The following is a 20,554-nucleotide window of genomic DNA, read 5'->3' as shown; positions in this document are numbered from 1 at the left end:
CACTGGTTTCGGTTGATTTCAACCACAATCCGGCTTCGAGCAACTTCGATGCGACGCTGACCAAAGTATCCGGCCGTCTGGTCAAGGTCTCGTCGTGGTACGACAATGAATGGGGTTTCTCGAACCGCATGCTGGACACCACAGTAGCATTGATGACAGCCAAGTAAGCAATCGTTTCATGCAATTTTTTGCTGCATGAAAAAGCCCCGGGTTTGAACTGCTTATGTAATAGGACAGTTCGGCACCGGGGCTTTTTTTACGTCTTGTTTTTGTAGCGCTGCTTTCCATCTTGAATGAATGCAGGAATTGCATTCGCCGGATGAAGTGCAGGCATTATTTTTAAAACCGAATTTATATTTTCCGAAGGGGGGGCAATGGGTACCGAAAAATTGGCAGCTGAGAATCAAGCTTACGTTATACAACCACAAAGCATTCCTGCCTTGCCTGTACGGGGAACGGACAAGCTTTTCCCTGTTCATCGTATTTATTGCATAGGCCGCAATTACGCAGCGCACACGATCGAGATGGGTCATGATCCTGATAAGGAACCGCCATTTTTCTTTCAAAAAAATCCGGACAACATTATTGTTGATCAGGATTTCCCGTATCCGCCGGAAACATCGGATGTGCATTTTGAATTTGAACTGGTCGTGGCGCTAGCCAAGGGTGGCAAGAACATCACGGTTGAAAACGCGCTGGATCATATCTTCGGCTACGGTGTCGGGCTCGATATGACCAGGCGCGATCTGCAAGGCGTGGCAAAAAAAATGGGTCGTCCGTGGGAAGTGGGCAAGGCATTTGAACATTCGGCACCTTGTTCGGCATTGATTCCGGTTGCTGACGTAGGCCATCCGCACAAAGGCGGCATCTGGTTCAAGGTCAATGGCGAAGTAAGGCAAAAGGGCGATCTGGATCAAATGATCTGGAAGGTTGCGGAACAGATTTCCATTCTTTCGACTTTCTTTGAACTCAAACCGGGCGATCTCATCATGACGGGCACGCCAGCCGGCGTTGGCGCGATCAACAAGGGTGATCAGCTCGAAGGCATGATTGAAGGCGTCTGCAGTATGAAGCTGGCCGTTATTTGAGCGCGAGAGCGGTAAAGCGCTGGCAGTAATACTGTAGTTGATGTTGTCCAGCTGGGCAGAAACAGAGCACTGCATTGCGGAGTCGACATGGTGACGGTTGACTCCGCATTTTCATTACAGGTATTGATCCGCGTTCTGCGATGTTCATTGAATCCGTAGAATCAATCGGGTTTGGAGAATTGAGTACGGTGAATATACGCAATTTGTGCAGCGGATAATTTCTCTTTTGAAACAATGACATAGCAAGATTGCATATGGCTTATCCACAGGGCTGTGCACAAAAAAAGTGGATAACTATTGCAAGTTTTTTCTGTGCCTTGTTTGATCAGCAATGCTTCATCTATCGCCAAGCAAATCGTGCGCATCCAGAATGGCGTAGACAATTTCCGGATTCCTGTCCAGACATTTGCGTATCGCCGCCGGAATCGTTTGCCGTATTTTTTTGCATAGTCCGCGGCGCTCCAGCAGTTCTATGGTCAAGCCGCGTACCGTGCGTACTTCGCGCGTGCCAGGTGCAATCTGCAACACGATTCCCAACTGCGCCTGTATGCGTTCCGCCATATGCAGCAAGTCGGCGTAGCTGGAAATATTTTCTATGCGCGCGATCAGTTTTTTCTCTTCCATGCGCGTCAGCAGCAGCACGCGCATATCGCCGCCTGGGTCGTTCAACAAACTTTCACGCTCGCATACGCAAGTGCCGGGCGGGCACTCGGTGCGTATCGGGAGGGATGTCGTCTGCAACATGGAATCACGCAGCAGAAAAGCCGTCGCGATGCGATACAGATCTGGCTCGCGCGTGCACGGTCATGCCTTTTTGACGAATTCCGATTTCAGGCTCATGGCGCCGAAACCGTCGATCTTGCAGTCGATGTCGTGATCGCTATCGACCAGACGGATATTCTTGACCTTGGTGCCGACCTTGATGGTGCCGCCAGATCCTTTCAACTTCAGATCCTTGATCACGGTGACGGTATCTCCGTCCTGCAAGACGTTACCGGCCGAGTCGCGGTAAACCTTGCCGCTTTCTTCGGCGGATTCGGTCGCTGCCTGCTGAGCCGGCCATTCGTGTGCGCATTCGGGGCAGATGTACATGCCGCTGTCTTCATAGGTGTATTCGGAATTGCATTTGGGACATGCAGGTAAGGTGATCATGGGACATCCTTCGAGGTAAGGCAATTGCCGTAAAAGACAAAGTATACTGCGCGCCGGCCATATTTCGGTTTCTTTGGCTGGAGCATATTGATGCAGGATCTGATTGCAACAGGAAGCGCATAGACCTTGCCTGTGTTTTACAGGATTTGTTTGTCTTCTCCATCCAGGAGGAATGCCGGATCGGGCAAAATTTATTTACACCATGCTGCACCCTAATCGGCATATCTGGCGGGTGCTGTCGTGACTGTGCACAACAGGCAAGGCAGCCAGAATGGGCTGACGCTGTAAGCGCCAGGTTCATTCAAGACATGATTGTGATGTGGTGAGCGTGCGGATGAAGCGGACTGCTTGCCCGGTGCTGAACTTCATTCCCGTCTGGCGTAAGACTTCAGCTTCAAATATTGTTCGACGTCTGTTGTCTTTGCACCCACTCGGATGACGGCATTTTCAAGTTCTCGCGGCGTGCGCTCAAATCGATCTGCCCAGTATCGGAGCTCATCCCTATCATCGACCTGGATATGGCTAAGATCCGCTGGTGCGCGATTGCTGGCCGTTATTGACATATGTTTCTCCTTTTGTCCCGGCTGCAAGTGGTTGTCTATCGCTGCCGCCTCTTCGGGCGTGCATGCGCATTTAGTGTCACGTGAAGCTCGTTAAATTTCAAGAAATATTTGTTCGATTACGGCATCAAGGATTTTTTAAATCCATTATTTTGCAGATGGTTTTTCGATTCCCGTAGCAGAATGGCAAGAGCAATGTCGGCCATTCGCCCTGTGAATTTTTAGAGTGGCTAAGAGAATGGCAGCGTAAACCGGATATATGCAGTGACGCTTGCGCAATATGTGCAGGAAAAGTTTTCCCTTATGGAACAAGGATGTATGTCGCTTGCCCGCAGCTTATCCACAGGGCTGTGCACAAAATGTGGGGATAACTTTTGCGTGCCTGTTCAGCCGACATTTTTGCCTGTTTGCTGGAAGCAGACAAAAATGTCGATGTACGTATGCTCAGGAAAATACGGCGGTCCATAGAGACACTACTGCCGCTGCTTCATTGCTCACGCGTTCCTGCTCGACCCTTGCCCGATCTGCGCCTTGCAGCCGGATGTTGTGCTGCAACTTGCGGAAGGTTCGATAGGCGTCGGCCACGGTGCCGGATAAAACGGTATCGATCAGACCCAATTCTCCGCATAATTTCAGCAGTGCGATATTGCCGATGTCGCCGGTCAGGCGCGGATGTTGCGCAGCGTCGCGCAGCACCAGGAATTGCACCATGAATTCGATATCGATCATGCCGCCGGTATCGTGCTTGAGATCGAACAGTTCGCTGCGATTCGGATGCGCGTCGTGCAGCTTCTTGCGCATTTCCAGCACTTCCTTTTTCAATTCAACCGGATCACGTGTCTGGCGCAATACGCTTTCGCGTATCGCTTCAAAGCGTGCGCCGATTTCAGCATCACCGGCGCAGAAGCGCGCTCTGGTCAATGCCTGGTGTTCCCACAGCCAGGCGGAAGTGGTCTGGTATTTCTCGAACGACGATACGCTGGAAACCAGCAAGCCGCTGGCGCCGTCAGGCCGCAGGGCGATATCGACATCGAACAATATTCCGGCCGGCGTATGTGTCGTCATCCAGGTAATGAAACGCTGTGCCAGCTTGGCGTACAGCGCCGGCGCATCCTGATCGTCGTCGTCATACAGAAAAATGACATCCAGGTCGGAGGCGTAACCGAGTTCCTTGCCGCCCAGCTTGCCATAGGCAATGACGGAAAATTTCGGTTCTTCGCGATGGCGATTCGGGAATCCTTTCCAGATCGTTTGTATCGTCGCTTCAACCAGCTTGTCGGCCAGTTCCGATAAATGATCGGCCAGACGTTCGACACTGAGGTCGCCCACCAGATCCTGTGCCAGCAGACGGATCAGTTGCGCGTGATGCATTTCGCGCAGCACGTCCATTTGCCGTTCGGTATCGCCCGGCGTTTCATCCAAACGATGGCGGCAGTCGCGCGCAAAGGCGTTCCAGTCGGGTGCGGCTTTCAATGTTCTGTCGTCCAGCAATTCGTCCAGCAGCAGTGGATGGCGCGTCAGATATTTTGCCGCCCAGTCGCTGGCGGCGATCATGCGGATCACGCGCTCCAGTGCATGCGGATATTCCGTCAGCAAGGCAAGGTAGGCGGCGCGGCGCGCGATGGTTTCCAGAAAAGCCAGCAGACGGCTCAGTGTGGTCGAGCGTGCCTCGGTGATTTTGACAATCAGGGGCAGTGCGGCATTTACCAGTGCAACCAGCTTGTTGCGGCTGGCTTCCGGCAAGGATTGCAGGCGCGGCGAATGCCAGGTGGCGAGCAGGCGTTTGGCTGCATCGGCGGCATGGTCAAAGGACAGGTCGAGAAGATAGCTTTCGATTACCTGTTCGCTGTCGGTATCGGTCAGCACAGCGCTCAGTTCTGCTTGCGGCTGATTGTCCGATGTATGTTCACTCTTCTTGTCGTTGAAAATTTCATCGAATTGCGTGGCGACCAGTGCGCGTTGCTCTTCCAGCGCGGCCAGCAGGGTTGGTACGTCTTCATAGCCCATCATCTTGGCAACGATCAACTGATCGGCCGCATTCGGCGGCAGCGTATGCGTTTGCGCATCGTCCAGATATTGCAGACGATGCTCGAGATTGCGCAGAAAGGTATAGGCGTGCAGCAGTTGTTCGACCACTTCGGGTTTGAACAGTTCTTTTTCGGCGAGCGTACGCAGCGTGTTGCGTGTGGAACGGTCGCGCAATGCGGCATCGCGACCGCCGCGTATCAACTGGAATACCTGCGCAAGAAATTCGATTTCACGTATGCCGCCACGGCCCAGCTTGACGTTATTGCTGCGATCCGGATGGCGTGCTTCCTGTCGTGTGACTTCGGCGCGTATCTGCGCATGCATATTGCGGATGGCGTCGATGGAACCGTAGTCCAGATAGCGGCGATAGACAAAAGGCCGGATGATTTTTTCCAGCGCATCGATATCGGATGGCTTGCCGGTCAGTGCGCGCGCCTTGACCCATGCATAGCGCTCCCATTCGCGCCCCTGCACGATCAGGTATTCCTCGACCATATTGAAACTGGCGACCAGCGGGCCGGAGGCGCCGTTCGGGCGCAAGGCCATATCGACGCGGAAGGTGAAGCCGTCTTCGGTAATTTCCGACAGCGCCGCGATCAGCTTTTTGCCGACGCGCGTAAAAAATTCGTGATTTGACAGCAGCCGTTGTTCCGGCGCGGTGGCGATGGTATCGCCATCTTCGGCATAGACGAAAATCAGGTCGATATCGGACGATACATTCAACTCGCCGCCGCCCAGCTTGCCCATGCCCAGCACGATCATTTCCTGCTGTTCGCCAGATTCGTGGCCTATCGGTGTCCCGTGTATCGCCATCAGTTCGGCGCTCACCGCTGCCAGATGCGTCTGCACTGCGAAATCGCCAAAAGCCGTCATCGTCTCGACCACCTCTGCCAGATCGGCCAGACCGCCGAGATCGCGCTGGATCAGGGTGGCAATGACCAGATTGCGCACGCGGCGCATGGCGGCAGGCAAGCTGGCGCCGGCATCTGTTTCGTTTTGTAAGAGTTCACCGAAAATGGTCGAGTTCAGGGATAATTTGCCGACTTCGGCTACCCTTTGCGCACGGCCTGTATCTGCATGGAGCCATCGGGTATAAAAACGGGAGGCGGTAATTGGGGTAGAAGACAGGTTTGTCACGGTGTGAGAGAGTATCCTAGAGTTCTTGAGATGTAAGCTTTGTTTTATATAGTGTGCGAGCCGATTTGCCTGTCAGCTTGTTTTATTCTACGCGAAGTCGATTTACCGACCCTTTTGATTGATGCCGACAGATCCACGCCTTCCCAACCAGACCCTGACTGCCGATCGGCTGCGGCTATGCTGGCGGTCGCTGCAACAATCGTTTCGTGCCGCCAATAAAGCCAGCCACCATGCGCTGGGCTGGCTGCTGAAATTGCTGGTACTGGCATATTTCATTTTCTGCGCGCTGTTCCTCACTTTGCGTTACGCCGTTCTGCCGCAGATATCCGCCTACCGTGTCGATGTGGAAAAAGTCGCGACCAAAGCGATAGGGCGACCGGTATCGATAGAAACCATTGCAGCATCCTGGGACGGTTTGCGCCCGCATCTGGCGCTGGGCAATGTCGTGGTCTACGACAAGGATGGCGACAAGGCCTTGCAATTGCCGGCAGTGTCGGCCACGGTGTCGTGGTTATCGGTGCTGATTGCCGACTTGCGTCTGCACAGCCTGGAAATCGACAAGCCGGATATGGATGTCCGGCGCGATGCGAGTGGCAATTTTTATGTTGCCGGCCTGCTGCTCGATTTGCAGAAAAGCGGCGATGGCAAGGCTGCCGACTGGATACTGTCGCAACGCGAAATCACGATCAGGGATGGACGCTTGCGCTGGCAGGATCAGCTGCGTCAGGCGCCTGAATTATTGCTCGGCAATGTCAACATGGTCTTGCATAACAGCGGACGACACCACAAATTTGCATTGAAGGCGACGCCGCCGGCAGCCATTGCGGCGCCGCTGGATGTGCGCGCAGCGTTTGATCATCCGCTTTTTGCGCAGAAAATTTCCGATGCGACACGCTGGACCGGCGAGCTGTATACCGATTTGCGCGACACCAATCTCGCAGCATGGAAAACCTATCTCGATTTCCCCTTTGATCTGCAGCAGGCCAGCGGTTCGATGCGCGCCTGGCTGGCATTCGATCATGCGCGGGTGGCCGATTTCACTGCCGATCTGAGCCTGTCGAATGTATCGGCGCAATTGCGCAAGGATATGCCGCCTTTGTCGCTGGCGCATGCGAATGGACGTATTTCAGTGCGCGAACCGCTGGAAGGCAATGCGCGTGATGGCGTGCCGACTTTCGGTATGCGCGGACACACGATTTCGGTACGCGATTTCTCGCTGCAAACCGACGACGGGCTGGTACTGCCCAAGACCACGATGAGCGAACGTTACATTGCCGCTCAAAACGGCAAACCGGAGAGTATCGAAGTACAAGCCGCTTCGCTCGATTTGCAGGCATGGGCCGATTTTGCGGTTCGTCTGCCTTTACCGGCGACACAGTTGCGTTTGCTGGAAGATTTTGCGCCGCGCGGGAAGCTGAAGAATTTTTCGGCGCAATTGCAGGGCACCTATCCGGATATAGAGTCGTACAAGATCAAGGGCGACTTCATCGGGCTGGCGCTGAAGGCACAGCCGGCGCGTCCGGCCCGCGTGGCAAGCGCCAAGGCCGCTGCGCAGGCGGCAGTGCCGGCGATTCCGGGTTTTGAAAATTTGACCGGCCATGTCGATGCGAATAATCAGGGCGGCACTTTCGTACTGGCATCGGAACAGCTCACCCTGGCCTTGCCGGCTTATTTTTCCGAACCTGAGATCACGTTCGATGAATTGAAGATGGACGCCAAATGGGCCTTCCAGAAAAACAATCAATTGTTGCTGGATGTGCGCCAAATGAGTTTGGCGAAACAGGGGCTGGTCGCTTCGTTCTCCGGCACGCATCTGATGCCGCTGGACAAAAAACCGGGGCATGCGCTGGGTACTATCGATATGACGGGCAGCCTGTCCGGCCTTGAGCTGAACAAGATCGGCGCCTATCTGCCACTGGGCATGAATACGGACTTCCGTACCTGGCTCGGCAACGCACTGATTGCGGGCACGCTGAATGACGGCCATATCAGGTTAAAAGGCGATTTGAATCAGTTTCCCTTCCATGCGCAAAAAGCCGGTGAAAAGCCGAAAGGCGAATTTATTTTTGGCGGCAAGATCGATAACGGCGGTTTGAATTATGCGCCTGACATGTTTGGCAAGGATGGCAAGGCACCGTTGTGGCCGCTGCTGGAAAAAGTCAAAGGCACCATACTGTTCGATCGTACGCGGATGGAAATCAGGGGTGAAAGCGGTAGTACGCATGGTGCCCAGGTATCGAATGTGAAAGCGGTGATTGCCGATTTGCTGGCGGATGAACCGGTACTGGAAATCGATGGTCATGCAGCCGGTACTTTGCAGGACCTGGTGCAATACACGGTGGACAGCCCGGTCGCGACCTGGATAGGACACTTCACCGATGAAACGAAAGCCAGCGGCAATGCCACGCTCGCGCTTAATCTGAAGCTGCCTTTGCATCAGATGATAGATGCCAAGGTGCGCGGTATCGTGAAATTCGCCAATAACAATGTGATTTTGCAGAATGCCATTCCGGCGATTACGCAGACGAGCGGCGAACTCGAATTCGATGAAAAAGGCTTGACGCTGAAAAACATCAAGGCGAATTTCCTGGGCGGCCCGCTGACGGTAACGGGCGGCACGCAAAAAGACGGCACTATCCTGATCAAGGCGGGCGGCACCATGTCGGCTGCCGGTTTGCGCAAAAACTATCCTGCGCCGGCGATGCAAAAACTGATAGACCGGATCAGCGGCAGCACAGGCTTCGGCACTACGATCAGCGTCAAGAACAAGCGCGTCGAAATAGTGGTGGACTCCAATCTGCGCGGCCTGGGCCTGGCTTTCCCGGCGCCTCTGCGCAAGGCCGCCAAGGATGCCTTGCCGCTCAGGATAGAACAGGCCAGCCTGCCTTCCGAGAATGCTGCCGTCATGCGCGATGGCATCAAGCTTGCGCTGGGCCCGTCGATAGTTGGCAGCTACTTGCGCGAGAAAAGTGCGACGGATACTGCTGCCGCGTGGCGGGTGGTGCGTGGCGGCATAGGCGTCAATACACCGGCGCCGGAACCGGATGGCGGCCTGATGGTGAACGTCAGCTTGCGTTCGCTGAATATCGATGAATGGATCAGTGTCGCATCGTCGATTACTGCAGCTGGCAAGGACACACAGAAAAAAATCGCAGACCCGTCGGACGCGCTCAATATGGCGCAGTACGTCGAACCGAACATTCTGGCCGCCCGCGCCAATGAGCTGTTTGTGATGGGGAAAAAATTCGATGAGGTGGTGGTCGGCGTATCGCATGACACCAATGCCTGGCAAGCCAATATCGATTCGGCGCAGGCATCAGGCTACCTGACATGGATTGAGTCTTCGTCGGGGCGTGGATTGGGCAAGGTCACCGCACGCCTGGCCTCGATGGTGGTGCCTAAAACAGTGGGTGCAGACGTCAACAACTTACTCGAAGGTGTAGACAGTGCGACAGAGATGCCGGCACTGGATGTGGTTGCCGAGAATTTTGAATTGTTCGGCAAGAAGCTCGGGCGTCTTGAACTGCTGGCGCATTATGTACGCGCAACGGAAGGACGCGAGTGGCGCATCAGGAATCTGTCGCTCGCCAATCCGGACGCAACCCTGACGGCCAAGGGAAACTGGCTGGCTAAAAACGGCAGCAATGTTTCCAGTCTCGATTACAACCTGAATATTGCAAACGCAGGCAATCTGCTCAACCGCTTCGGCTTTGTGGATGTGCTGCGCGGCGGCAAAGGGAAGATGGAAGGCGATGTCAGCTGGAAAGGCTTGCCCTTCTCGTTTGACGTGCCCAGCCTGTCGGGAAAAATCAATCTGGATATCGCTTCCGGCCAGTTCCTGAAAGTCGAGCCGGGCGCCGCCAAATTGCTCGGCGTGCTCAGCCTGCAATCGATACCGCGCCGCCTGACGCTGGATTTCCGTGATGTATTTTCAGAAGGTTTTGCATTTGATGGCATCAATGGCAGTGCGCGTATTTCAAATGGGGTGGCGACGACTGACAATCTCAAGATGCGTGGCGTGAGCGCGACCGTGTTGATAGACGGCTCGGCCGACATCGCCAGAGAATCGCAGAATCTGCGTGCCGTCGTGATTCCGGAAATCAATGCCGGCGCTGCATCCGTCGCCTATGCGCTGGCCATTAATCCGGTTATCGGCGCTGGTACTTTCCTGGCGCAACTATTCCTGCGCGAACCGCTGGCGCGTGCATTTACGTATGAATATACGATTACCGGACCATGGAGCGATCCGAACGTGAACAAGGTCGATCGCAAGACGGAGCCGGCTGCGCCGAAATCCGGCATTGCAGACTCCAGCATAGAGGGCTGAATCATGACAACTTCCCTGACCCGCGTAGCAGCCATACAAATGGTGTCTACCCCTTCGGTTGAAGAAAATATCGCCACTGCGCGCCGCTTGATTGCAGACGCCGCGCGCCAGGGTGCCAGTCTTGTTCTGTTGCCTGAATATTGGGCAGCCATGGGCATGCATGAAAACGACAAGCTGGGTCTGGCCGAGCAGATCGATGTCGGGCCTATCCAGACTTTCATGGCTGAAATCGCATGCGAACATAAAGTGTGGCTGATAGGCGGCACGCTACCGATGGCCGCATCGGTAGCCGACAAGGTGCTGAATACAACGATGGTCTACAACCCGGCCGGCGAACGCGTCAAACGCTACGACAAGATTCATCTGTTCAGCTTTACCAAGGGGGCGGAATCGTATGACGAGGCGCGCACGATTGCGCACGGCACCGAGGTCACGACTTTCGACGCACCGTTCGGCAAGGTGGGTCTGTCGGTTTGCTACGATCTGCGTTTTCCGGAACTGTATCGGGCGATGGGCGATTGCGCATTGATCGTGGTGCCGGCTGCATTTACTTACACAACCGGCAAGGCGCATTGGGAAATTCTGCTGCGCGCGCGCGCCATTGAAAACCAGTGCTACGTGCTGGCAGCCGCACAGGGTGGGCGGCATCAGAATGGCCGCACGACATGGGGGCACAGCATGCTGATCGACCCCTGGGGTGAAATCAAGGATGTATTGGCAGACGGCGAAGGCCTTGTAATCGGCGATATCGAACCCCATCATTTAACCGGTATCCGTGAAAATCTTCCGGCATTGAAACACCGCAAGTTATAGATAAGTTGCAGACAAGTTGCAGTGCTGGCGCGGCAGACCGGCCAGATGCTCTACAATTCGTTATCCGAATCAATTTTGTTTGCGCTTCAACGCGCGAATGGCAAATAAACAATGACTCCATTTGAACCAAATCTCCAGACCCTGGCTGTCGCGCGCAATGTCTTGCTGACGCCTTTCGGCCTCGATGAATCCGTGCTGATCAAGACTCTGGGCACGATGTTTACGCATCGCGTCGATTATGCAGATTTGTATTTTCAGTTTACGAAAAGCGAAGGCTGGAGCCTGGAAGAGGGTATCGTCAAAACCGGCAGTTTCTCCATCGACCAGGGCGTCGGTGTGCGCGCCGTATCGGGTGATAAAACCGCCTTTTCCTATTCGGATGAAATTTCCGAACGTGCATTGATGGAAGCGGCAATTGCGACGCGCACGATTGCACGTCAGGGCGCAGGCAAGATCAAGGTCGCTTCCGCGATTCAACAAGTGGGTGGCCGTGATCTGTATTTGCCTAACGATCCGCTGACTTCTCTGGACGCGACTGAAAAAGTAAAGCTGCTGGAAAAAATCGAGCGCATTGCGCGTGCCAAAGATCCGCGCGTGGTGCAAGTGATGGCTGGCCTCGCCGGTGAATACGATGTGGTGCTGGTTGTGCGCAGCGACGGTGTATTGGCCGCTGATATACGTCCGCTGGTGCGCGTCTCGATCACGGTGATTGCAGAGCAGAACGGTCGTCGCGAAATGGGCTCCAGCGGCGGCGGCGGTCGCTACAGCTATGCTTATTTCAGCGATGAATTGCTGGAAAAGTACGCCAGCGAAGCGGTTGCTTCTGCACTGGTGAATCTGGAAGCGCGTCCTGCACCGGCCGGTCCGATGACAGTGGTGCTCGGACCTGGCTGGCCAGGCGTGTTGCTGCATGAAGCGATCGGTCACGGACTGGAAGGCGATTTCAATCGCAAGGGTTCCAGCGCATTCTCCGGCCGCATAGGTGAACGCGTGGCTGCCAAAGGCGTGACAGTGGTGGATGACGGCACCATTGCCGATCGTCGCGGTTCGCTGAATATCGACGATGAAGGCAATCCTACGCAGTGCACGACGCTGATCGAAGACGGTATCCTGAAAGGCTATATTCAGGACACGATGAATGCGCGCCTGATGAATATGCCGGTAACCGGTAATGCGCGTCGCGAATCGTTTGCGCATCTGCCGATGCCGCGCATGACGAACACCTATATGCTGGGTGGCGATAAGGATCCGGCAGAAATTCTGGCATCCGTGAAGAACGGTTTGTATGCAGTGAATTTTGGCGGTGGCCAAGTCGATATCACCAATGGCAAGTTTGTGTTCTCAGCCAGCGAAGCCTACATGATTGAAAACGGCAAAGTGACCTATCCGGTCAAGGGTGCGACCCTGATCGGCAACGGCCCCGATGTCTTGAATCGGGTCTCCATGATAGGCAACGACATGAGTCTCGACAGTGGCGTTGGCGTCTGCGGCAAGGAAGGCCAGAGCGTGCCGGTCGGCGTCGGTCAGCCGACCTTGCGTATCGACGGTGTAACGGTAGGCGGCACGGCCTGATGTTTGTTGGCATTCGGGCCATGTTTTCCTGAATGCCAACGGATTTATCAAGCTTTTCTTGCCAAACCAGGTGATTTATTGCACTATTACCGACAGATAAAACGAAATTCAGTACAGACATGACCGCATTGCGCTTCCAATTTTACTTTTACTTTAGCTATTCCAGCCCAACGGCGGTGGAGAAGCGGTAAGCGCGCAGGTAAAAAAAGCTTAAACCGAAATTCTTTAAATAACCGCCCGCGATGGCGGTTTTTTATTTTTAGTGTACAGATTTTGACTGGAGAAAAACATGCCGCGCACAGATGACTTACGGATCAAGGAAATGAAAGAACTGACGCCACCATCGCATTTGATACGCGAACTGGGTGTTTCCGAAAAAGCGGAGACGACCGCTGCTGATGCGCGCATCGCCTTGCATCGCATCTTGCACGGTCAGGATGATCGCCTGATGGTGGTCATCGGACCATGCTCGATACATGACACCAAGGCCGCAATGGAATACGCGCATCGTCTGGTGAAAGAACGCGCACGTTTTGCCGGTGAACTGGAAATCGTGATGCGCGTCTATTTCGAGAAGCCACGTACCACGGTCGGCTGGAAGGGTTTGATCAACGATCCGTTCATGGACAACAGCTTCCGTATCAACGACGGCCTGCATATTGCGCGTGAACTGCTGTTGAATATCAATGAGCTCGGCCTGCCGGCCGGTACCGAATTCCTCGACGTGATCAGCCCGCAATATATTGCCGACCTGATCAGCTGGGGCGCCATCGGTGCACGTACAACCGAATCGCAAGTGCATCGCGAACTGGCTTCCGGTTTGTCCTGCCCGGTCGGTTTCAAGAACGGTACCGATGGCAACGTCAAGATTGCCGTTGATGCGATCAAGGCTGCGTCGCAGCCGCATCATTTCCTGTCGGTGACCAAAGGCGGTCATTCGGCGATTGTTTCGACCAGCGGCAATGAAGATTGCCACATCATTCTGCGCGGTGGAAAAACGCCTAACTATGATGCGGCCAGTGTCGAACAGGCTTGCAAGGATATTGCAGCAAACGGTCTGGCATCGCGTCTGATGATCGATACTTCGCACGCCAACAGCTCGAAAAAACCGGAAAATCAAATTCCGGTGTGCGCAGATATTGCGAAGCAGATTGCCGGTGGCGATACGCGCATTGTCGGCGTGATGGTCGAGTCGCATCTGGTTGCCGGCCGTCAGGATTTGATTCCCGGCAAGGAACTGACTTATGGTCAGTCGGTGACTGACGGTTGCATCAGCTGGGAAGACAGTCTTGGTGTGCTGGAAGGTTTGGCAGAAGCGGTCAAGCAGCGTCGCCTCAAGGATCCGGACGCATAAGGACCGTAGTAGAAATAACTGCAGAAAATAAAAAACGGGCGCTGATTCAGCGCCCGTTTTTTATTGCAGATCGATTCAATAGCGTTTGGTCAGCACCATCTGTTCACCTTCGCGCCGCATCTCTGTGCGATTCAGGAAGGACATGCCGAGCAAGGCGAAGGTGAGTCCGTTTTCCTGCACCAGTGCATCCACCTGATTCAGCGTGATATCGCCGATCTTGACCGAATTCAGCACCACCTGATACGCCGTCACGACGCCGTTTGCCGTATTGACGTAGGCAGTCTGCCCCTTCTTGTAATCGATGCCCAGGCGGCGCGCATCCGCTGCAGGCAATGCAATCAGCGAGGCGCCGGTATCGACCAGCATGCGCATTGTGCCGCCATTGATTTGCCCCTGCACCATGAAGTGACCGCGACCGTCGGCCTGCAAGGTCACGCTGCTGGCGCCTGACGGAGCAATGCGGTTCACATGTTCGCCAAGATCGATGCGCTGTTTTTTGCCATCGGTATCGAAAGTGGCGGTGGTCTGATTGACGTCCACCAGCTTGATGCCGGGTCTGACCGTATTGCCGATTGCGTAGGTTTTGGGCGAGCCGCCATCGATGACCAGCACGGCCTTGCCGGGGAAAAGGCCGATCACGCTGATATCCGCTGCCTGCACTTGCAACGCGATGCAGCTAAGGAGAGAGGCGAGCAGCGGTAGTTTCATGGCAGATCTCAGTGTTATAAAAGCAATGATTCTGTCACGAAACTCCCGTAGTTTGGGAGGAACAACGGGACGCGGCCGAAAATTGTCGTTAAAGCGTCAATATGAATACGGCCAGGCTAAACCGGTCGCGCCAAAGTCCCCGATGGACATGACGCGACGGCTGGAGCGGAATGCGGCGGATGGATTGTGACGAATACTCAGTCGCGGAAGTTGTTGAATTCCAGCGGCAAATCGGCAACTTCCTTGCGCAGCAAAGCCATCGCTGCCTGCAGATCGTCGCGCTTGGCGCCGGTGACGCGTACCGCATCGCCCTGGATGCTGGCTTGCACTTTCATCTTGCTATCCTTGAGGATGCGTACGATTTTCTTGGCGGCTTCGGTTTCTATGCCGTTCTTGATCTTGACGACTTGCTTGACCTTGTCGCCGCCGATTTTTTCAATCTTGCCGCGATCGAGAAAGCGTACATCGACATTGCGTTTGACCAGTTTGCCGGTCAGCACATCCAATACCTGATTCAGCTGGAATTCGGAATCCGCATATACAGTCAGGTCGCGTTCCTTTTGTTCGACGCGGGCATCGCTGCCCTTGAAGTCGAAGCGGGTCGTGATTTCTTTGCCAGCCTGGTCGACGGCATTTTTTACTTCAACCATATTGGCTTCGGAGACGGTATCAAAAGACGGCATGATGTTTTTCCTTTTTGTTGCCTGGCTCGCGGCAGATGCCGGCGAAAGACCAGCTTGTTTATTCAGCTTACCTATTCGGAGCGTATCCCGATTTGATCGTCATTCTAGCGGACAAAAAACCGAGGGGCTAGGGCCAGAGATATAATCGCGCACTATGACTCATTCCCTACCGCTTCAATACGATGTTTCCCTGCGCAACCATAATACCTTCGGGGTGGAGGCCAGCGCGCATGTCTATTTGCCGGTGACATCGGCAAGCACACTGGAAGTCGTGCAACGCGATGCCGCGCTGGCAGCCATGCCGCGCCTGATTCTCGGTGGCGGCAGCAATATTCTGCTGACACGGGATTTCCCAGGCCTGGTACTGCATATGGAAAGCAAGGGCATCGAGATCGTCGGCGAAGATGACGACGCCACCTATGTGCGTGCCGCCGCCGGCGAGAACTGGCATCAGTTTGTGCTATGGACGCTGGCGCATGGTTTGGGTGGACTGGAAAACCTGTCGCTGATTCCTGGCAGCGTCGGTGCAGCGCCGATACAGAATATCGGCGCCTACGGTATTGAAATCAAGGACAGGTTCCATGCATTGACGCTGTTTGATTTTGCAACGGGCGAGCGCACAACACTGAATAAAACAGAATGCATGTTCGGCTATCGCGACAGCGTGTTCAAGCACCGTTTGCGCGACCGTGGCGTGGTGCTGGATGTGACCTTTACCTTGCCGAAAAAATGGCAAGCCGTGATCCGTTATGCAGATGTGGCGAACGAGCTTGCTGCACGCAATATTGTTGCGCCGACTGCCAGGCAGATCAGCGATGCTGTCATCGCGATTCGCACCCGCAAATTGCCCGATCCTGCCGTGATCGGCAATGCCGGCAGCTTCTTCAAGAATCCGCTTGTAACAGTGGAACAGCGCGACGCCTTGCTGACAAGGTATCCGCAACTGGTGAACTACGCGCAACCTGACGGCAACGTCAAGCTGGCGGCCGGCTGGCTGATCGATCAGTGCGGCTGGAAGGGCAGGACAGCCGGTGCGGCCGGCGTCTATGAAAATCAGGCACTGGTGCTGGTGAATCGTGGCGGTGCGAGCGGCGCAGACATTGCGCAACTCGCTGCCTCAATTCAGGCGGATGTTGCGCAACGCTTCAATGTGCAACTGGAACCCGAACCGATTTTTCTTTGATCCTCAGGGCGTAAAAATGGAATCGAAAATTTTATTGCCGGTGCTGGGTAGTTATCTCGCGCTCAGTCTGCTCACTTTCGCTGCTTACGCGATCGACAAGTCGGCCGCGCGCAAGGGTGAATGGCGGATTAATGAAAACAATCTGCACTTGCTGGATTTTCTGGGCGGTTGGCCGGGTGGATGGCTGGCGCAAAGAATCCTGCGGCATAAAACCAGCAAGCCCTCTTTCCAGCGTATTTACTGGGTGACGGTCGTACTGCATTGTGCATGTGTGGCGTGGCTACTGTCGCCTTACGGCAGGGATGCGCTGCATGCGCTGGGGAATGGCTGATAGAACGCGTTTCCGGCCAGACAGTGCCGAATCAGCCTGGCCCGGCACTATTGCGACATCATATGAAATGACCAAGGTCATTCAGTTACACATACATTCTCACATTCTCGCCAGCCGCCTCCTGCATGCATGGCATGAGAAGGCGGCTGGGATATGTGTGCGTTACTTGGACAGGTAACGATCGTTGTCCTTGTCCTGCAGGAAGACCTGCGTATAACGCGCAGCCGCGCCCGCAATTTCCGTTTTATTGAACAGCTCTTCACCATAGGTACGGCAAGGAGCGCAGGCATAGCGCGGAATCTGTACGGCCAGAATGTGATTGCGCGTATCGTCGCAGCGTGAGTCGATCACGACGGTGCCGCCGCAATCTTTACAGGAACGTACTGTTTCATTGATGGTTTCACGGATGCCATCGGTATCGTAGTACACGTCCATGCTGCGCTTGTGGAACTCCTGCTCCGGATAGACTTGCTCGCGCAGCGCATGCCGGTTGTTCCAGTGATGGAAGGTCGCGTCCTTCAATTTTTCCAGATAGGCGGTAATGTTGGCCGGCTGCTTCTGGCTTTCCGCATCGTAGTCCGGTTCCTGAATGTGGCTGAAATCCATCCCTGCCATCGCCAGGATGATGCCGGTGTTGATGTAGGGCAGGGCGGTTTCAATCGAGTAGCCGCCTTCCAATACGGCCAGATCCGGCGCCAGCCGCTGATTGAGCACCGCGTAGCCGTGCGCGGTAAATTTCATGTTCGTGATCGGATCGGAATAGTGATTATCCTGGCCAGCCGAATTGATGATCAGGTCCGGTTTGAATTCATCCAGGATAGGCATCACGATTTCATCCAGCACATACAGGAATCCTTCTTCGCAGGTATCCGGTGGCATCGGCAGGTTGATCGTGGTGCCGAAGGCATTCGGTCCACCCAGCTCGTCGGCAAAGCCGGAGCCCGGGTAGAGGGTACGGCCATCCTGATGCATGGAGATGAACAGCGTATTCGGGTCGTGCCAGAAAATATCCTGCGAACCATCGCCATGATGGCAATCGGTATCCACGATCGCGATTTTCTTCACGCCATATTTGTGACGTATGTACTCGACCATGATTGCTTCCATGTTCAGCGTGCAAAAGCCACGGCTGCCATGCACGACACGGAATGAGTGATGGCCGCAAGGACGCACCAGCGCAAACGCGTTATCGACTTCCTTGGTCATCACCTTGTCGGCTGCGGTAATGCAACCGCCGACGGCAATCAGGTGTGAAGCATGGACGATCTCGTCTATGCCCGGCACGCAGAAATGCACGCGCTGGATATCTTCAGCGGTAGCGAGGCCGGGTTTGAATTCCTTGATGTTGTCGAAGTCCAGCAGACCTTCTTCAAACACCTGATCCTGCGTGTACAACAGTCGTTCTTCGCGTTCCGGATGCGTAGGCGAAATCGCATAATCAAATGCGGGGAAAAATACCAGCCCTGTCTTTTTCGTCATGATGTGTTCCTTCAGACTTGTTCGTACTTATTGTTCATGCTTGATCAAACCGGGTTTGATCTGCAAGCGGACGCGGATGTTCTTGCCTGTGGTCGCATAGCCGTGGATCACGTTGAATGACTGACAGTCGGCGACTTCCACTTCCAGGTCTTCATCCCGTGCACCCGCAGCCATGGCGATTTCCAGCAATCTTTCCTTGCCGAGCGCGACTACATCGTCGACCGTGGCACGCGCAGAGATTTTCATCTTGCGGCCATCTTCGGCAAACGTTAATTGCTGCGATTCGGTATCGGCCAGCAGATTCAATTCAACGGTGGTACGCGCCATTGCGGCGCCGCTGGCATTGATCACTTCCGAGTCATCCGGCACGATCGCCGGCAGTGCCAGCAGCTCCCCGACCTGTTTGGCAATATAGGGCGCCGGTCCGCCCACTGCGATCAATTGCTGAGGGATGAGCACTTTCCCTTCGAGCAGTTCATGGATCGTATAGACCGGTTTGCTGTTGACCTCAGCGATCATTTCGCTGACCTTGGCGGCAATGCTGGCGCACATGCTGTCCACGATCGTTTGTGCAAGCTGTTGCGGTGTTTGTTTCAATGGCGTTGCCAGGCTTTCCATTGCGCGCAATGCCTTGCTCTTGTCGCCGATGCTGGCCAGACCGAGCACGATCAATGCATCGGTCGGCGTCGGTACCGGACCGTCGAATGCCATTGCCGAACCTTTGCGTTCGGGGCCGATCTGCAGTGCGCCATTCACTACCTGCACATGACTGTCGCCACCGAGCGCCATCGAATGCGTGAGCAGTCCGCGGATCAGGGTCTTGTGTCCTTCGATCTCGACGCCTTTCGGTTCCAGCAAGGGTGCGCCATCGGCGAACAGTGCGATGTCGGTAGTGGTGCCGCCGACGTCTATCGATACCGAGTCCTGTGTCGACGATACAAAAGGCAGTACGCCCATGATGGTGGCAGCCGGTCCGGACAGGATGGTTTGCACCGGATAGTTGCGCGATTGCTGTACGCCTATGGTGCCGCCATCCGCCTTCAGAATGAACAGCGGTACATCGACGCCGAGCTCCTTCAGATAGCTGGCCAGTTGATCGACCATACGGCTGTGCAGGCGCGAGATGGCAGCATTGAGATAAGTGGTCGAAATCCGGCGCGGGAAGTTCAGTACACCGGACTGGTGATGGCCGAGTGAAACATGCGTGTCCTGATCGGCCAGATAGGCGCCGACTTCCTGCTCATGCACAGGATTGCGTGTTGAAAACTTGCCGATAATGGCCAGGTTATCGATTTTGCCGGCACTGAATTGCTGTTTCAGCGTTTGCAGTTCATCGTCATCTATTGCTTCTGCTTCTATGCCGCGATGATTCATGTAGCCCGCGATCAAGTGCGTCTTGTCGGCAAGAGGCAAATCTTTGGGTGAAACGCCAGGGCCGTTCATGACAATCAGACCGACCGGATCGAGCTGGTTTTGCGCAACGGCATTGGTGGAAATTGTGGTGCTGAGCACGATGCGCTTCAGCTGCTTGATATCGTCCGCAGTCGCGACAGCATGGGTGGCGCGCATCACGCAACCCAGAATGTCATTCTTGTCGGTCAATACTTTTGATTTACGGATGATTTTGCGGTTCTGCATCAATACCGAATCGGTATGTGTGCCTCCCACATCAATGCCAAGGATCATATGCTTCTTTCTTGGGAAGTAGGTCCAGCGCGGCTGTCGTGAGTGGACAGGATCGCGCTGGCTGTATCAATCAAATCGTCAATTCAAACCGGCGGCTGGCGCCTGATCTTTAACGCAGCATCTATTATAGGTAGAAGAACGGCGAGCCAATCTGAATAAGGCCGGTCCTTAGCAAAAAGCCCGGATATTCCGGGCTTTTTTATTTGTGGCACGCGCGTCCTGTTAAACGCGTCAGATGAAATGGCAAACGTAATCCAGTGTGTCTACCGTTTCAATATCGAAGCTCGAATTTGCCGGCACTTCGAATTGCTGGCCGCCTTCGTAAGTATTCCATTCCGTTGCGCCAGCCAGACGAATGCGGCATTTGCCTGCATTCAGTTCCATGATTTCTGCAGCGCCGGTATTGAACTTCAACGTCGATGGAAAAATGATACCGATGGTTTTCTTGGTGCC

Annotated in this window: 16 protein-coding genes and 1 pseudogene; 8 read left to right on the top strand and 9 right to left on the bottom strand. The window is 54.7% G+C overall.

The features are described 5' to 3' along the window. Positions 1-167: pseudogene (locus tag ABWP27_RS07215) on the top strand (erythrose-4-phosphate dehydrogenase); the annotation flags it as partial. Positions 168-374: 207 nt separating this feature from the next. After that, positions 375-1,088, top strand: coding sequence for a fumarylacetoacetate hydrolase family protein (locus ABWP27_RS07210; protein ID WP_353155206.1), 714 nt, complete (start codon positions 375-377; stop codon positions 1,086-1,088). A gap of 336 nt (positions 1,089-1,424) precedes the next feature. Here the strand turns inward: ABWP27_RS07210 and ABWP27_RS07205 are convergent, their stop codons facing one another. The 4 genes from ABWP27_RS07205 to glnE form a co-directional block, all read right to left on the bottom strand. Continuing rightward, a complete protein-coding gene (locus ABWP27_RS07205; RefSeq protein ID WP_353155204.1) occupies positions 1,425-1,832 on the bottom strand; it encodes a hypothetical protein in 408 nt (135 codons plus the stop codon). Between the two features lie 60 nt (positions 1,833-1,892). Continuing rightward, entirely contained in the window at positions 1,893-2,240 is a 348-nt protein-coding gene (locus tag ABWP27_RS07200) for a zinc ribbon domain-containing protein YjdM (RefSeq protein WP_353155202.1), read from the bottom strand. 365 nt (positions 2,241-2,605) lie between these two features. Further along, positions 2,606-2,803, bottom strand: coding sequence for a DUF3606 domain-containing protein (locus ABWP27_RS07195; protein WP_353155201.1), 198 nt, complete (start codon positions 2,801-2,803; stop codon positions 2,606-2,608). A 441-nt stretch (positions 2,804-3,244) separates the two neighbouring features. Beyond that, the gene (gene glnE, locus ABWP27_RS07190; RefSeq protein ID WP_502905325.1) at positions 3,245-5,965 is read right to left on the bottom strand and encodes a bifunctional [glutamate--ammonia ligase]-adenylyl-L-tyrosine phosphorylase/[glutamate--ammonia-ligase] adenylyltransferase; all 2,721 of its coding nucleotides are present in this window, start codon (positions 5,963-5,965) and stop codon (positions 3,245-3,247) included. 121 nt (positions 5,966-6,086) lie between these two features. On the opposite strand from glnE, the gene ABWP27_RS07185 reads away from it, so the two are divergent. From ABWP27_RS07185 to aroG, 4 genes are all read left to right on the top strand, one after another. After that, a complete protein-coding gene (locus ABWP27_RS07185; RefSeq protein WP_353155199.1) occupies positions 6,087-10,292 on the top strand; it encodes a YhdP family protein in 4,206 nt (1,401 codons plus the stop codon). A 3-nt stretch (positions 10,293-10,295) separates the two neighbouring features. Continuing rightward, the gene (locus ABWP27_RS07180; protein ID WP_353155197.1) at positions 10,296-11,105 is read left to right on the top strand and encodes a carbon-nitrogen hydrolase family protein; all 810 of its coding nucleotides are present in this window, start codon (positions 10,296-10,298) and stop codon (positions 11,103-11,105) included. Between the two features lie 111 nt (positions 11,106-11,216). Continuing rightward, positions 11,217-12,677: a metalloprotease TldD gene (gene tldD, locus ABWP27_RS07175; RefSeq protein ID WP_353155195.1), complete on the top strand. Its 1,461-nt coding sequence runs from the start codon at positions 11,217-11,219 to the stop codon at positions 12,675-12,677. Between the two features lie 289 nt (positions 12,678-12,966). Then, a complete protein-coding gene (gene aroG, locus ABWP27_RS07170) occupies positions 12,967-14,031 on the top strand; it encodes a 3-deoxy-7-phosphoheptulonate synthase AroG (protein WP_353155194.1) in 1,065 nt (354 codons plus the stop codon). A gap of 75 nt (positions 14,032-14,106) precedes the next feature. Here aroG and ABWP27_RS07165 read toward each other — a convergent pair whose 3' ends face one another. Both ABWP27_RS07165 and ABWP27_RS07160 read right to left on the bottom strand, forming a co-directional pair. After that, entirely contained in the window at positions 14,107-14,739 is a 633-nt protein-coding gene (locus ABWP27_RS07165) for a retropepsin-like aspartic protease family protein (protein WP_353155192.1), read from the bottom strand. Between the two features lie 197 nt (positions 14,740-14,936). Further along, a complete protein-coding gene (locus ABWP27_RS07160; RefSeq protein WP_353155191.1) occupies positions 14,937-15,422 on the bottom strand; it encodes a YajQ family cyclic di-GMP-binding protein in 486 nt (161 codons plus the stop codon). A 154-nt stretch (positions 15,423-15,576) separates the two neighbouring features. On the opposite strand from ABWP27_RS07160, the gene murB reads away from it, so the two are divergent. Together murB and ABWP27_RS07150 are read left to right on the top strand one after the other, a co-directional pair. Beyond that, positions 15,577-16,605: a UDP-N-acetylmuramate dehydrogenase gene (murB, locus tag ABWP27_RS07155; RefSeq protein WP_353155189.1), complete on the top strand. Its 1,029-nt coding sequence runs from the start codon at positions 15,577-15,579 to the stop codon at positions 16,603-16,605. 16 nt (positions 16,606-16,621) lie between these two features. Beyond that, positions 16,622-16,936 (top strand): DUF1294 domain-containing protein, encoded by a 315-nt coding sequence (locus ABWP27_RS07150; protein ID WP_353155188.1) that lies wholly within the window; start codon positions 16,622-16,624, stop codon positions 16,934-16,936. A gap of 162 nt (positions 16,937-17,098) precedes the next feature. Here the strand turns inward: ABWP27_RS07150 and ABWP27_RS07145 are convergent, their stop codons facing one another. From ABWP27_RS07145 to ppnP, 3 genes are all read right to left on the bottom strand, one after another. Continuing rightward, positions 17,099-18,415, bottom strand: coding sequence for a histone deacetylase family protein (locus ABWP27_RS07145; RefSeq protein WP_353155187.1), 1,317 nt, complete (start codon positions 18,413-18,415; stop codon positions 17,099-17,101). A 27-nt stretch (positions 18,416-18,442) separates the two neighbouring features. After that, complete coding sequence (locus tag ABWP27_RS07140; RefSeq protein ID WP_353155185.1) at positions 18,443-20,101, bottom strand: hydantoinase/oxoprolinase family protein; 1,659 nt, start codon at positions 20,099-20,101, stop codon at positions 18,443-18,445. Between the two features lie 231 nt (positions 20,102-20,332). Further along, a partial coding sequence (gene ppnP, locus ABWP27_RS07135; protein ID WP_353155183.1) for a pyrimidine/purine nucleoside phosphorylase occupies positions 20,333-20,554 on the bottom strand: 222 nt, incomplete at its 5' end.

It is taken from the genome of Herminiimonas fonticola, assembly GCF_040395855.1.
In the GTDB taxonomy this organism is placed as follows: domain Bacteria; phylum Pseudomonadota; class Gammaproteobacteria; order Burkholderiales; family Burkholderiaceae_D; genus Oxalicibacterium; species Oxalicibacterium fonticola_A.
Note: the sequence above shows the minus strand (reverse complement) of the source record. Positions and strands in the feature narration are given on the sequence as shown.

Bases quoted from the DNA above. Each gene is read 5' to 3' on its own strand.
- ABWP27_RS07200 (WP_353155202.1), bottom strand. From the start codon at position 2,240: ATGATCACCTTACCTGCATGTCCCAAATGCAATTCCGAATACACCTAT.
- ABWP27_RS07165 (WP_353155192.1), bottom strand. From the start codon at position 14,739: ATGAAACTACCGCTGCTCGCCTCTCTCCTTAGCTGCATCGCGTTGCAA.
- ABWP27_RS07185 (WP_353155199.1), top strand. From the start codon at position 6,087: ATGCCGACAGATCCACGCCTTCCCAACCAGACCCTGACTGCCGATCGG.
- ABWP27_RS07140 (WP_353155185.1), bottom strand. From the start codon at position 20,101: ATGATCCTTGGCATTGATGTGGGAGGCACACATACCGATTCGGTATTG.
- ABWP27_RS07195 (WP_353155201.1), bottom strand. From the start codon at position 2,803: ATGTCAATAACGGCCAGCAATCGCGCACCAGCGGATCTTAGCCATATC.
- aroG (WP_353155194.1), top strand. From the start codon at position 12,967: ATGCCGCGCACAGATGACTTACGGATCAAGGAAATGAAAGAACTGACG.
- ABWP27_RS07180 (WP_353155197.1), top strand. From the start codon at position 10,296: ATGACAACTTCCCTGACCCGCGTAGCAGCCATACAAATGGTGTCTACC.
- ABWP27_RS07210 (WP_353155206.1), top strand. From the start codon at position 375: ATGGGTACCGAAAAATTGGCAGCTGAGAATCAAGCTTACGTTATACAA.
- ABWP27_RS07160 (WP_353155191.1), bottom strand. From the start codon at position 15,422: ATGCCGTCTTTTGATACCGTCTCCGAAGCCAATATGGTTGAAGTAAAA.
- murB (WP_353155189.1), top strand. From the start codon at position 15,577: ATGACTCATTCCCTACCGCTTCAATACGATGTTTCCCTGCGCAACCAT.
- tldD (WP_353155195.1), top strand. From the start codon at position 11,217: ATGACTCCATTTGAACCAAATCTCCAGACCCTGGCTGTCGCGCGCAAT.
- ABWP27_RS07205 (WP_353155204.1), bottom strand. From the start codon at position 1,832: ATGTTGCAGACGACATCCCTCCCGATACGCACCGAGTGCCCGCCCGGC.
- ABWP27_RS07150 (WP_353155188.1), top strand. From the start codon at position 16,622: ATGGAATCGAAAATTTTATTGCCGGTGCTGGGTAGTTATCTCGCGCTC.
- ABWP27_RS07145 (WP_353155187.1), bottom strand. From the start codon at position 18,415: ATGACGAAAAAGACAGGGCTGGTATTTTTCCCCGCATTTGATTATGCG.